12 protein-coding genes are annotated in these 13,341 nt (G+C 32.5%); all 12 read left to right on the top strand.

What is annotated here, in order from left to right:
* Nucleotides 1–124: 124 nt before the first annotated feature.
* The 12 genes from BTO06_RS13320 (at nt 125) to cobA (ending at nt 13,341) form a co-directional block, all read left to right on the top strand.
* The gene (locus BTO06_RS13320; RefSeq protein ID WP_100925779.1) at nt 125–1,417 is read left to right on the top strand and encodes an O-acetylhomoserine aminocarboxypropyltransferase/cysteine synthase family protein; all 1,293 of its coding nucleotides are present in this window, start codon (nt 125–127) and stop codon (nt 1,415–1,417) included.
* Between the two features lie 4 nt (nt 1,418–1,421).
* The gene (gene thrA / locus BTO06_RS13315; protein WP_100925778.1) at nt 1,422–4,811 is read left to right on the top strand and encodes a bifunctional aspartate kinase/homoserine dehydrogenase I; all 3,390 of its coding nucleotides are present in this window, start codon (nt 1,422–1,424) and stop codon (nt 4,809–4,811) included.
* 4 nt (nt 4,812–4,815) lie between these two features.
* Complete coding sequence (locus BTO06_RS13310; protein ID WP_100925777.1) at nt 4,816–5,238, top strand: OsmC family protein; 423 nt, start codon at nt 4,816–4,818, stop codon at nt 5,236–5,238.
* Nucleotides 5,235–6,401 carry a trans-sulfuration enzyme family protein gene (locus tag BTO06_RS13305; RefSeq protein ID WP_100925776.1) on the top strand — a complete coding sequence of 389 codons (1,167 nt, stop codon included), beginning with the start codon at nt 5,235–5,237 and terminating at the stop codon, nt 6,399–6,401. The genes BTO06_RS13310 and BTO06_RS13305 overlap by 4 nt, the downstream gene beginning before the upstream one ends.
* A gap of 28 nt (nt 6,402–6,429) precedes the next feature.
* Entirely contained in the window at nt 6,430–6,837 is a 408-nt protein-coding gene (locus tag BTO06_RS13300) for an RrF2 family transcriptional regulator (protein ID WP_100925775.1), read from the top strand.
* A gap of 121 nt (nt 6,838–6,958) precedes the next feature.
* On the top strand, nt 6,959–7,213 hold the full coding sequence (locus BTO06_RS13295) for a DUF2061 domain-containing protein (RefSeq protein WP_100926790.1): 255 nt from the start codon (nt 6,959–6,961) through the stop codon (nt 7,211–7,213).
* Nucleotides 7,210–7,833 carry a phosphoadenosine phosphosulfate reductase domain-containing protein gene (locus BTO06_RS13290; RefSeq protein WP_100925774.1) on the top strand — a complete coding sequence of 208 codons (624 nt, stop codon included), beginning with the start codon at nt 7,210–7,212 and terminating at the stop codon, nt 7,831–7,833. Before BTO06_RS13295 ends, BTO06_RS13290 begins: the two co-directional genes overlap by 4 nt.
* Before the next feature lie 11 nt (nt 7,834–7,844).
* The gene (cysD, locus tag BTO06_RS13285) at nt 7,845–8,750 is read left to right on the top strand and encodes a sulfate adenylyltransferase subunit CysD (protein ID WP_232731462.1); all 906 of its coding nucleotides are present in this window, start codon (nt 7,845–7,847) and stop codon (nt 8,748–8,750) included.
* A gap of 100 nt (nt 8,751–8,850) precedes the next feature.
* A complete protein-coding gene (locus tag BTO06_RS13280) occupies nt 8,851–10,098 on the top strand; it encodes a sulfate adenylyltransferase subunit 1 (RefSeq protein ID WP_100925772.1) in 1,248 nt (415 codons plus the stop codon).
* Between the two features lie 7 nt (nt 10,099–10,105).
* A complete protein-coding gene (locus BTO06_RS13275; RefSeq protein WP_100925771.1) occupies nt 10,106–10,453 on the top strand; it encodes a 4Fe-4S dicluster domain-containing protein in 348 nt (115 codons plus the stop codon).
* An 11-nt stretch (nt 10,454–10,464) separates the two neighbouring features.
* Entirely contained in the window at nt 10,465–12,567 is a 2,103-nt protein-coding gene (locus BTO06_RS13270; protein WP_100925770.1) for a HEPN domain-containing protein, read from the top strand.
* A gap of 6 nt (nt 12,568–12,573) precedes the next feature.
* Complete coding sequence (gene cobA / locus BTO06_RS13265; protein WP_100925769.1) at nt 12,574–13,341, top strand: uroporphyrinogen-III C-methyltransferase; 768 nt, start codon at nt 12,574–12,576, stop codon at nt 13,339–13,341.

Raw genomic sequence — 13,341 nt, 5'->3', positions numbered from 1 at the left:
TTTTCGTATTTCTTACGAAATATAAATTTCTATAAATTCTTAATAACATTTTTCTGTAAGCATCATCGTAAAAGATGTGTTTTGACTTTTGGTTTAATTATTAATTATTTCAAAAAGAAGAAAAATGAGTACACAAAAATTTGAAACTTTAGCATTGCATGCAGGACACGATGTTCAACAAACCTTAGGAACAAGAGCAGTTCCAATTTATCAATCTAGCTCTTATGTATTCAACAATTCAGACCATGCTGCAAATCTATTTTCATTAAAAGAATTAGGATTTATTTATACCCGTCTGAATAATCCAACAAACCAGATATTACAAGATCGCTTAGCTGCTTTAGAAGGTGGTGTGGGAGCAGTAGTATTTGCTTCAGGAACTGCTGCAATTTCAACAGGATTATTAACATTGTTAAAGGCTGGAGATCATATTGTCGCATCGAGTAGCTTGTACGGGGGAACATATAATTTATTAAAAGTTACTTTACCAAGATTAGGAATTACAACCACATTTGTAGATGCATCAAATCCAGAGAACTTTAAGGAAGCTGTTCAGGAAAATACGAGAGCATTCTTTGTTGAATCGTTAGGAAACCCAAAACTTGATGTATTAGATTTAGAGGAAATTGCTGAAGTTTCTAAAGTAGCAAAAGTTCCTTTTATTGTTGATAATACGGTAGCAACACCATCCTTATTAAATCCATTAAAACACGGAGCGAATATTGTAATTCATTCACTTACAAAATATATTGGCGGACAAGGAAACTCTTTGGGAGGAGTAATTATCGATGGAGGAAATTTCGATTGGGATAATGGAAAGTTTCCTGAATTTACAGAACCATCTGCAGGATATCACGGATTACAATACTATGAAACGCTTGGGCAGTTATCATTCACTTTTAAATTAATTCTAGAAGGATTAAGAGATTTCGGAGGAGCGTTAAGTCCAACAAATGCATTCCAAATTATTCAAGGTTTAGAAACACTAGGTGTTCGAATCAAACAGCACAGCGAAAACGCTTTGGCTATAGCAAAATGGTTAGAGCAGCAAGAAGAAGTTGCTTGGGTAAATTATCCTGGATTAGAAAGCAGTCCATATAAAAAATTAGCAGATAAATATTTGCCGAAAGGTCAAAGTGGAATTGTAACCTTTGGTGTAAAAGGAGGATACGAAAGCGCGAAAACAGTGGCAGATAATACGGAGTTATTCTCATTACTTGCCAATATTGGAGACACAAAATCTTTAATTATTCATCCAGCGAGTACAACTCATCAGCAATTAACAGATGAAGAACAAGAAGCTTCTGGAGTTACTAAAGATCTAATTCGATTATCAGTTGGTATTGAAAATCTTGAAGATTTAAAACAAGATTTACAAGAAGCATTTTCGAAAATTCCAAAATCAGTTTTAGCGTAGTACGGTGAAAAACAATTTATCTCATATAAATATTCTTAGTTATGTTACTGAGAGTGGTACTCAGTTCTCTGATATACGATTAAGTTATCAATTGTTTGGAAGAGAATTGGGTACTGCACCAGTAATTCTAGTAAATCATGCGCTAACAGGAAATAGTAATGTTGCTGGAGATTCTGGATGGTGGAAAGATATTATTGGAGTCGATAAAGTTATTGATATCAATTCATATTCTATTCTTTGTTTTAATATTCCAGGAAACGGTTATGACGATTTTTTAATCGACGATTATAAAAGTTTTGTAGCTAGAGATATTGCAAAAATTTTCCTTTTAGGATTAAAAGAGTTAGGAATTGAGCAATTATTTGCTTTAGTTGGTGGGTCACTTGGTGGAGGAATTGCTTGGGAAATGGCAGTTTTACATCCAAATATAACCAAGCATCTAATTCCGATTGCTACAGACTGGAAATCGACAGATTGGTTAATCGCAAATTGTCAAATTCAGGAGTTATTTCTTACAAATTCAAATAATCCAGTACATGACGCTAGAATGCATGCAATGTTGTGTTATCGAACTCCGGAGTCATTTAAACAACGTTTTCATAGAAGTAAAAATGAAGAATCAACTTTATTTAATGTAGAAAGTTGGTTGTTACATCATGGAAAAAAACTACAAGAAAGATATCAGTTAGCTTCTTATAAATTGATGAATCAATTATTGAAAACGATTGATGTTACGGATGTAAATAACGACGAGGATAAACTAGTAAATATCAATGCAGAAATTCACATCATAGGAGTAGATTCTGACTTGTTTTTTACCGCAGAAGAGAATAGAGAAACTTTTAAAGAATTAGCGCAAAATAATGCTAATGTAACGTACAATGAGATTAATTCGGTACACGGACACGATGCGTTTTTAATCGAATACAATCAATTAGAAAACATATTTACACCAATATTTAACAAGAACGAAAAGACTAAAAAAATGAAAGTTTTAAAGTTTGGAGGGAAATCATTATCAAACGAAGGAATATTAAAAGTTATAGATATTATTGAAAGTAAAATTGATAGTGGTGATAATATTACAGTAGTCGTTTCTGCTAGAGGAAACGCTACTAATGAATTAGAATCAATATTAAAAAAAGCTTCTTCAAGTGAAGTATACCAAGAACAATTAGAGGCGTTTAAATTAAGTCAAAGACAAATTACTCCGTTATTAGATTTTAGTGCAGAGTTTAACAAACTAGAGAAGTTGTTAGAAGGAGTTAGCTTGTTGGAAGATTTTAGTACAAAAGTAAAAGATGAAGTATTAGCCCAAGGTGAATTAATTGCTATAAAGACGGTAACTGAATTATTACAACAACGAGGCATAAATGCAAATGCTACCGATGCTCGCTTATTGTTAAAAACAGATGAGAGTTTTGGAAATGCACAACCTATAGAAGGAGTTTCTAAAGAGAATATTGTCAACTATTATAAAAAACATAATGGTACAACGGTAAACGTAGTTTCTGGATTTATAGGTTCTAACTTAAAAAATGAAACAACAACTTTAGGTCGAAATGGTAGTAATTATACAGCATCATTATTGGCAAATTATTTAGACGCAGATGAATTACAAAACTATACACATGTAGATGGAATATTTACTGCGAATCCTGATTTGGTTTCAGATGCAAAGAAAATAGAAGAATTATCATTTTCTGAAGCGAATGAATTAGCAAATTTTGGTGCGAATATTTTACATGCAAAAACCATTATACCGTTAATTGAGAAGAATATCAATTTAAGAATCTTAAATACATTCAATCAAAAAGATGAAGGAACTTTAATAACTGCAAAGTCTTCAGCAAAAGGAATTAAATCAATTTCTATTTTAGATAATGTAGCCTTATTAAATTTTGAAGGAAGAGGTTTGTTAGGAAAAGTTGGTGTTGATGCAAGGATATTTAAATCTTTAGGAAGTCATGATATTAGTGTAAGTATTATTTCTCAAGGATCTTCTGAAAGAGGAATTGGATTGGTAGTAGACAAAGAAAAAGCGGAATTAGCTGTCAAAGCATTGAAGCATGAGTTTGAGTATGATTTACAAACCAAAGATGTAAACCATATTAGTATTGTAAATGATGTGGCAGTAATTTCAATAATCGGTCAAGATTTAAGCGAGTTTCATTTACCATACAATGCGCTAATTCAAAATCAAATAGTTCCTTTATTATTCAACAATACCATTACTGGTAAAAATGTAAGTTTAGTTGTAAAGAAAGAAGAACTTCATAAAGCTGTAAATGTAATACACGGACAAATATTCGGCGTAGCAAAAAAAATAAATATTGCTGTTTTTGGTAAAGGATTAGTTGGAGGAACATTAATTGAGCAAATCATAAAAAGTACTCCTGCAATTTTAGATAGAAGAAAAGTTCAACTGAATATTTTCGCAGTTGCAAATTCTAAAAAGGTATTACTTTCTAAATATGGAATAGATGATAATTGGCAAACGAAATTAAATGAAAGTTCGATTGAAAGTTCTGTAGATGAAGTTATTGATTTTGCAAAAGCTCATCATTTAGAAAATCTAATTGCTGTAGATAATACTGCAAATCAAAATTTTATAGAGAATTATATCCCATTAGTTGAAAACGGGTTCGATTTAGTTTCGTCAAACAAAATAGCCAATACTGTTTCTCATTCTTTTTATAAAAAACTAAGACAAGTATTAGAGAATAACAAGAAAACATATCTCTATGAAACCAATGTTGGCGCTGGATTACCTTTAATCGATACGATTAAATTATTACATGATTCTGGAGAAAATATTACCCGAATTAGAGGTGTGTTCTCGGGTTCTTTAAGTTTTATTTTCAATAAATACTCAGAAGAAAATATACCATTTGATACTGTACTAAAAGAAGCAATAAATAATGGATATACCGAGCCAGATCCTAGAGAAGATTTATGTGGTAATGATGTAGCAAGAAAACTTTTGATTTTAGCGAGAGAACTCGATTTAGAAAACGAATTTGAAGACATCCATATTGAGAATTTAATTCCAGAAGAGTTCAGAGATTCTAGTGCAGTTGAGTTTATTGATAATTGCGACAAACTAAATGATTATTTCAATGAAATTAAACTTAGTCAGGATGAAAATCATGTCTTACGATATATTGGAGATTTACATGGAGATCTTCAACAAACTAAGGGAATTTTAGATGTCAAATTAGTTTCTGTAGCAGAAAATACTCCATTAGGCAGTTTAAAAGGATCGGATGCTATTTTTGAAATATATACAGAATCTTATGGAGACCAACCGATAGTTATTCAAGGTGCAGGAGCAGGAGCAGAAGTAACGGCAAGAGGTGTTTTCGGAGATATTTTAAGATTAACCAAAAAATAATAAAATGAATATTGAATTATCTAACTATAACAAACATTTAGTTTTTGAAGCTAAAAACCAAACCGGTTATTCATTACTAGTTGGACAAACTGTTGATTATACTCAAGTGAATGCCATTCGTCCAATGGAATTGATGTTAGTGAGTTTAGCCAGTTGTAGTAGTATTGATGTTGTAAAGATTTTAAACAAACAAAAGGTTGTTGATTTTGATTATAAAGTCTCTATTGATGCCTCTAGAGTAGAAGATCAAATTCCATCAATATTTAAGGAAATAACAATTACGTATAGTTTTGATGGAGAAATAAGCAGTCATAAAGTAAAAAAAGCAACAAATCTAGCGCTAGAAAAGTATTGTTCAGTAGCAAAAATTATAGAGCAAACTGCTAAAATTAATTATAAGGTAGTTTTAAACAAGGAGGAAATATGAGCCATAATTTCGAAACACAGGCGGTAAGAATTCAAACAGAAAGATCTCAGTTTTCTGAGCATTCGACACCATTATACATTACGTCGAGTTTTATTTTTGATGATGCTGAAGATATGAGAGCTTCTTTTGCAGAGGAAAAGCAGCGTAACCTATATAGTCGATTTTCAAATCCAAATACAACTGAGTTTGTGGATAAAATTGTTGCTATGGAAGGAGCAGAGGCTGGTTATGCTTTCGCAACAGGAATGTCTGCTGTATTTTCAACTTTTGGGGCGTTGCTAAATTCTGGAGATCATATTGTTTCATCTCGCTCTGTGTTTGGATCTACTCATAGTTTGTTTACAAAGTATTTACCAAAATGGAATATTGAAACTAGTTATTTCAAAGTAAATGAGGTGGATAAAGTAGAATCATTGATTCAACCGAATACAAAAATATTATATGCGGAATCACCAACAAATCCTGCTGTTGATATTTTAGATTTAGAGTTATTATCAGCCATTGCTAAAAAGCATAAGTTGTTATTAGTTGTCGATAATTGTTTTGCTACACCATACCTTCAAAATCCTATTAAGTTCGGTGCCGATTTGGTAATTCATTCAGCAACTAAGTTAATTGATGGTCAAGGACGTGTTTTAGGTGGAGTTACAGTTGGAAAGGCTGATTTGGTTAGAGAAATCTATTTGTTTTCTAGAAATACTGGACCTGCAATGTCACCATTCAATGCTTGGGTTCTTTCAAAAAGTTTAGAAACTCTAGCAGTTAGAGCGGACAAACATTGTCAGAATGCATTAAAAGTTGCCCAGTTTTTAGAGAGTCATTCAGAAGTGAATTTTGTAAAATACCCATTTCTGAAATCTCATCCACAATATAAGGTTGCGAAAAAACAAATGCGTTTGGGTGGTAATATTGTTGTATTTGAAATTAAAGGCGGAGTAGAGGCAGGAAGAAGGTTTTTAGATCGTATAAAGTTATGTTCTTTATCGGCTAATTTAGGAGATAGTAGAACAATTGTTACGCATCCTTCATCTACAACCCACAGTAAATTAAGTACAGAAGATCGATTAGAGGTTGGAATTACAGATGGTTTAGTTAGATGTTCTGTTGGGTTGGAATTTGTAGATGATGTAATAAAAGATTTGGATCAAGCTCTGAATAATTAAATAAAAGAAGAAAGTATATATTTGTAATATGCTTTCTAAAAAGACAAAATATGGTATAAAAGCACTTACTTTTATTGCTAGGCAAGAAAAAGGAGTTAAGGTTCAGATAGCTACAATATCTGAAAGTGAAAATATATCACATAAATTTTTAGAAAGTATCTTACTTACCTTAAGAAAATCGGGCGTTTTGGGAGCCAAAAAAGGAAAAGGAGGCGGATATTATTTATTACAAGAAGCTTCCGAAGTTAAAATGACAAAAGTGATTAGAACACTTGAAGGTCCTATTGCGATGGTTCCTTGTGTGAGTCTAAATTTTTATGAAAAGTGTGCTGATTGTCCAGATGAAGACAAATGTTCTGTTCATAAATTAATGATTCAAGTTCGTGATAACACCCTTGATATCCTAAGAAATACAACACTTGCCGATTTAGTATAGATTTTACAAATATTATCATAGTGTTAATTTTTGAACTTTAATTTTGATATTAGATTTAGGAATGTATATTTGTTGAATATTAAAACCTACTAACCCGATAGGGTAAATGTATTTTAATGATATGATTGTAGAACAAGTACTAGAAAGTAAAACGAATTATAATGAAGATAAGGATTCTGAGAAACCTATTAGAAGTATCGTAAAGTCCATTAGCTGGCGTGCTGTAGGAACTTTAGATACGGTGCTGATTTCTTGGATGATTACAGGAAAAATAGATACGGCCTTATCAATAGGAGCGATTGAATTAATAACAAAAATGATATTATACTTTTTTCACGAAAGAGTTTGGAATACCATTAAATGGGGTAAAAGATGAGTTTAGAAAAAATAGATATAGTAGAAATCAATAAACAACTGGAAGGAAAATCTCCAGAGGAAATCATAAAATGGAGTTTGAGTGTTGCTAAAAATCCCGTAATCACTACAAATTTTAGACCTTATGAAAGTGCAATTTTACATCTTGTAGTTTCTCAAAATAAAGATATTCCTGTGGTTTGGTGTGATACAGGTTATAACACGCCTCAAACTTATCAGCATGCTGAGGAACTAATTCATAATTTACAGTTGAATGTTCATTTATATGTTCCAAAGCAAACGAGTGCTCATAGAGATGTCGTGTTGGGATTGCCGACTATTGATGATCCGAATCATGCAATCTTTACTACGCAGGTAAAATTAGAGCCTTTTAAAAGAGCCATGAATGAACATAAACCAGATGTCTGGTTCACAAATTTAAGAAGAGGCCAAACAGCATTTAGAAATAGTATAGATATTGTATCGGTAAGTAAAGATGGAATTATTAAAGTTAGTCCGTTTTACAATTTTTCAGATGAAGAATTGGATGCATATCTTGAAAAGTATAACTTACCAAATGAGTTTAAATATTTCGATCCTACAAAGGTTGAAAACAATAGAGAATGTGGTTTACATATTTAAAAAATACCGTAATGAGTACAAATATATTAAGTGTCGGAGCATTAGAAAGTGAAGCAATATATATTCTTCGAGAAGTAGTAGCACAGTTTGAAAAGCCTGTGTTATTATTTTCAGGGGGAAAAGATAGTATTACCCTAGTAAGATTAGCACAAAAAGCATTCTATCCTGCAAAAATACCTTTTCCATTACTACATATAGATACAGGTCATAATTTCCCTGAAACAATTGAATTTAGGGATAGGTTGGTCAAAGAATTGGGTTTGGAATTAATTGTTCGAAATGTACAGGATAATATCGATGCTGGTAAGGTAAAGGAAGAAACTGGGAAATATTCAAGTAGAAATATTTTACAAACAGAAACTTTATTGGATACGATTGCAGAATTCGGATTCGATGCATGTATTGGAGGTGCAAGAAGAGATGAAGAAAAGGCAAGAGCTAAAGAAAGGATTTTTTCTGTAAGAGATGATTTCGGACAATGGGATGAGAAAAATCAACGGCCAGAATTATTCGACATGTTAAACGGAAGAATTGATTTAGGTCAAAATGTCCGTGTGTTTCCGATTTCCAATTGGACAGAATTAGATGTGTGGATATATATTCAGAAAGAAGCAATTGAAATTCCGTCAATTTATTTCGCTCATAAACGTGAAACATTTGTTCGTGACGGCTTTATTTGGTCAGCAAATGACGAGGTTGTGTATAGAGATGAAGATGAATTAATTGAAGAGCGTACTGTTCGATTTAGAACAGTTGGAGATATGAGCTGCACCGCAGCTGTTATATCAGATGCGAGTAATATTGATAAAGTTGTTGAAGAAATTAGAGCTTCGAAAATTTCGGAAAGAGGTGCAAGAATTGATGATAAAAGGTCGGAAGCCGCAATGGAAAAAAGAAAGCAACAGGGATATTTTTAATAAAAAAAATAATTATAGGAGCGAAAGACTGTAAGGAAAAATATTTTGGGGATTATATTAATAATTACTTACAGTCCCAGCTCGCCTAAAAAAATACAAAATGAATGTACTTAAATTAGCAACAGCAGGTAGTGTAGATGATGGAAAAAGTACTCTGATAGGTAGAATTTTATACGATACAAACTCACTAACCGAAGATAAATTGCAGGCAATAGAAGAAAAAAGTCAACAACGTGGATTTGACTATTTAGACTTTTCTTTGGCCACAGATGGTTTAGTTGCGGAGCGTGAACAAGGAATTACAATTGATGTCGCACATATTTACTTTTCTACACCCAAAACCAGCTTTATTATAGCAGATACTCCTGGTCATATTGAATATACTAGAAATATGGTGACTGGTGCTTCAAACTCGCAAGCATCCATCATTTTAGTAGATGCTAGAAATGGAGTTGTAGAACAAACGTATCGTCATTTCTTTATCAATAATTTATTACAAGTTAAAGAAGTTGTAGTTGCAGTAAATAAAATGGATTTGGTTGATTATTCAGAAGAAAAGTTCAATCAAGTTAAAGGAGAAATTAAATATTTAGCTGAAAAAAGCGATTATAAAATTCAGAGGATTACATTCATTCCCATTTCTGCACTACATGGAGATAATGTTGTCAATTCTTCATCTAATATCGATTGGTACTCTGGTCCAAGTATTTTAGAATACTTGGAAGGTTTAAATCTTGAAGAAAAGGAGAACTACGCTCAAGCTCGTTTTCCAGTTCAATCTGTAATCAGACCAAAAACAGATGAGTTTCATGATTATAGAGGATATGCAGGAAAATTATACGGAGGCAATTTTGCTGTTGGTGATAGAGTAACTGTGTTACCATCAGCCATTGAATCTACTATAAAAAGTATCAATTTTTTTGATCAAGAATTCAATGAAGTAAAGAGTGGAAGTTCGTTTACATTAACTCTTGAGGACGATGTAAATGTGAGTAGAGGAGATATGATCGTAAAATCAGGAGAAATACCTCATATGACAAAGCAGTTAGAGGCAACCATTTGTTGGATGGATAAATCACCATTAAAAGCTTCAGATAAATATTATATCAAGCATGGTGTAAATGATGCTCAAGTAAAGATCATAAGTCTAGACAATATTATAAATACCGATTTTTCAGGAAGGGATGAAAATCCTTCAAAATTATCCATCAATGAAATAGGAAAGGTCCAACTAAAACTAAGTAAACCATTACTCGTTGATAGGTATAAAGAGAATAAATCTAATGGAGCTTTTATTCTTATCGATCCAAAAACTAATAATACATCTGGAGTAGGTTTTATAAACTAATCAAATTATGGCAATTATTATAACAGACGAATGCATCAATTGTGGAGCATGTGAGCCTGAATGCCCAAATACTGCTATTTATGAAGGAGCGGAAGACTGGAAATATAGTCAAGGTACATCTTTGGAAGGAGATATTGAGCTTTTAGATGGAGTGAAGTTAAATGCGGATGACGAACAAGAGCCAATTTCTGATGATTATTATTTCATAGTACCAGATAAATGTACAGAGTGTAAAGGATTTCATGAAGAACCACAGTGTGCAGCTGTTTGTCCAGTTGATTGTTGTGTTCCAGATGATAATCATACTGAAACCGAGGAAGAATTATTAAAAAAGCAACATTTTTTGCATAAATAAAGTAGGAAGTCATGCAAAGTTTTAGAAGTGAAATAGAAAACCCACTTGTAGAAAAAGATATTCTAGAGTTGGAAAGAAAAATACGTCTTTTCAAAGATGGACAAATAGATGAAGAGCGATTTAGAAGTTTACGTTTAGCGCGTGGAGTTTATGGGCAAAGACAATTAGGCGTTCAAATGATTCGTATAAAACTACCTTATGGTAAAGTTACTAGTGAACAGTTACATCGAATTGCAAATGTTTCTGATGAGTTTTCTAGAGGAAGATTACACATCACAACCCGTCAAGATATTCAAATTCATCATGTAAGTTTAGATCGTACCCCTGAATTATGGGCACAGTTAGAAAAAGACGATATCACTTTACGTGAAGCGTGTGGAAATGCAGTACGAAATGTTACAGCATCGGAAACTGCTGGGATTGATGTAAACGAACCTTTTGATGTGACACCTTACGCACATGCTACATTTCAATTTTTCTTAAGAAATCCTATTTGTCAGGAAATGGGAAGAAAATTTAAAATGTCTTTTTCTGCGACAGAAGCAGATACTGCCTTAAGTTTTATGCACGATTTAGGTTTTATTGCAAAATTGAAGAAGATTGGAAATACAGAAGTTAAAGGTTTTAAAGTATTATTAGCAGGAGGTTTGGGTTCTCAACCAAGGCATGCAGACGTAATGTATGAATTCCTAGAAACTGATTTGTTAATTCCAACTATTGAAGGTGTTTTAAGAGTTTTTGATCGTTATGGTGAACGTTCGAAAAGAGCAAAAGCAAGATTAAAGTTTTTAGTTAAAGACTTAGGTTTAGACGGGTTTTTAACGTTGGTTGAAAATGAGAAAAGAGCATTAGAGTATCAAACTTATACAATTGACACTTCAGATTTTGAAACCGAAATCACTTTTAAGTCAGAGGAAGTTCCTTCCGTAACTATTGAAAATGAATCGGAGTATGATGAATGGAAAAAATCAAATGTGATTCCTCAAAAACAAGAAGGACTATTTGCGATTGGTATTAAGGTTCATTTAGGGGATTTTTATACGGATAAAGCTAGACTCCTAGCAGATTTAATTAAGAATTATGCTGCAAATGAATTGCGTTTTACATTACGTCAAAATATTTTAATCCGTCATGTTAGAGAAGAGTTTTTACCTTTCTTTTTTACAGAACTTAAAAAACTAGGATTTGCTGATGCGGGATATGATAGTTTGATTGATATAACAGCGTGTCCTGGAACTGATACCTGTAATTTAGGAATTGCAAGTAGCACAGGAATTGCAGTGGAACTTGAAAGAGTTTTGAAAGCTGAATATCCTCAATATATCAATAATAAAGAAGTCACTATTAAAATTAGCGGTTGTATGAATGCTTGTGGTCAACATAATATGGCGCATATTGGTTTCCAAGGAATGTCAATTAAATCGGGTCCATTGGTAGCTCCAGCATTGCAAATTTTGTTAGGAGGAGGAGTTTTAGGAAATGGTCAAGGTCGATTTTCAGACAAAGTAATTAAAGTTCCAAGTAAAAGAGGACCAAAAGCTTTGAGAATATTGCTAAATGACTTTGAAAATAATTGTACTGAAAATGAAGATTTCTTAGCATACTATGATCGTCAAGGTAAGACTTATTTTTATGACATTTTGAAACATTTATCAAATACGACAAATTTAACTGAAGATGATTTTATCGACTGGGGACATGATAAAAATTATGTAAAGGCAATAGGAGTTGGTGAGTGTGCTGGCGTCGTAATTGATTTGGTAACTACCTTGTTATTTGAAAGTGAGGAGAAATTAGAAAATGCAACAGAAGCTTTTGAGAAGGAGCAATGGTCAGATAGTATTTATTACGCGTATTCAGCGTTTGTTAATACAGCAAAAGCCTTATTAACTTCTGAAGGATTAAAAACCAATACGCATAGTGGTATTATTCAGAGTTTTCAGGAAGAGTTTATCGAGAAAAATAAGATTGTATTATCCGAAAATTTCCCTAGTCTAATTTATCAGATTAATAAAAAAAAGCCGTCTAAAGATTTTGCTTACAATTACTTAAGTCAAGCAAAAGACTTTTGTCAAAAGATAGATATTTTTAGAAAACTAGTGGTAGAAAATTAAAATAGAATGATGATGGTAACACCAAAACTTACAGTTGTAGGAGCAGGTCCTGGAGATGTCGATTTAATAACGTTGAAAGCAATTAAAGCTTTAAAAAATGCAGATGTTGTTTTGTATGATGCTTTAGTTAATATTGATTTACTGGAATATGTGAATCCGAATGCAGAATTAATTTTTGTAGGAAAAAGGAGAGGTTGCTATCGATATCAACAAGAACAAATTAATGAGCTAATTGTAGAGCGTGGTAAATCACATGGTCATGTAGTTCGTTTAAAAGGAGGAGACCCGTTTGTTTTTGGTAGAGGAGCAGAAGAAATGGAATATGCAGCAAAAAATGGATTAGAAGTTGCAATGGTCCCTGGAATTTCTTCATCTCTTGCTGTGCCCGCTTATCAAAATATTCCATTAACAAAAAGAGGAAGTTCAGAAAGTTTTTGGGTAATCACAGGAACTACTAAACAACATAAATTATCAAGTGATGTAATATTGGCGGCGAAATCTAGAGCTACTGTTGTAATTTTAATGGGTATGGGAAAATTATCTGAGATACTAGAGCTTTTTCAGAAAGAAGGTAAACATAATTTACCAGTAGCGATTATTCAAAACGGAACCACTCCAGAAGAAAAAATAGGAATTGGGACCGTTAATACAATTGAAAATGTAGTAAAAGAAAAACAATTAAGTAATCCCGCCATTATTATACTTGGAAAAGTTGTAAAACACCGAAAGGGAATATTAGATATTCAACACAATATTTTAACAGAAACAGCATAA

The organism is Tenacibaculum sp. SZ-18 (assembly GCF_002813915.1).
Lineage (GTDB): Bacteria > Bacteroidota > Bacteroidia > Flavobacteriales > Flavobacteriaceae > Polaribacter.
Note: the sequence above shows the minus strand (reverse complement) of the source record. Positions and strands in the feature narration are given on the sequence as shown.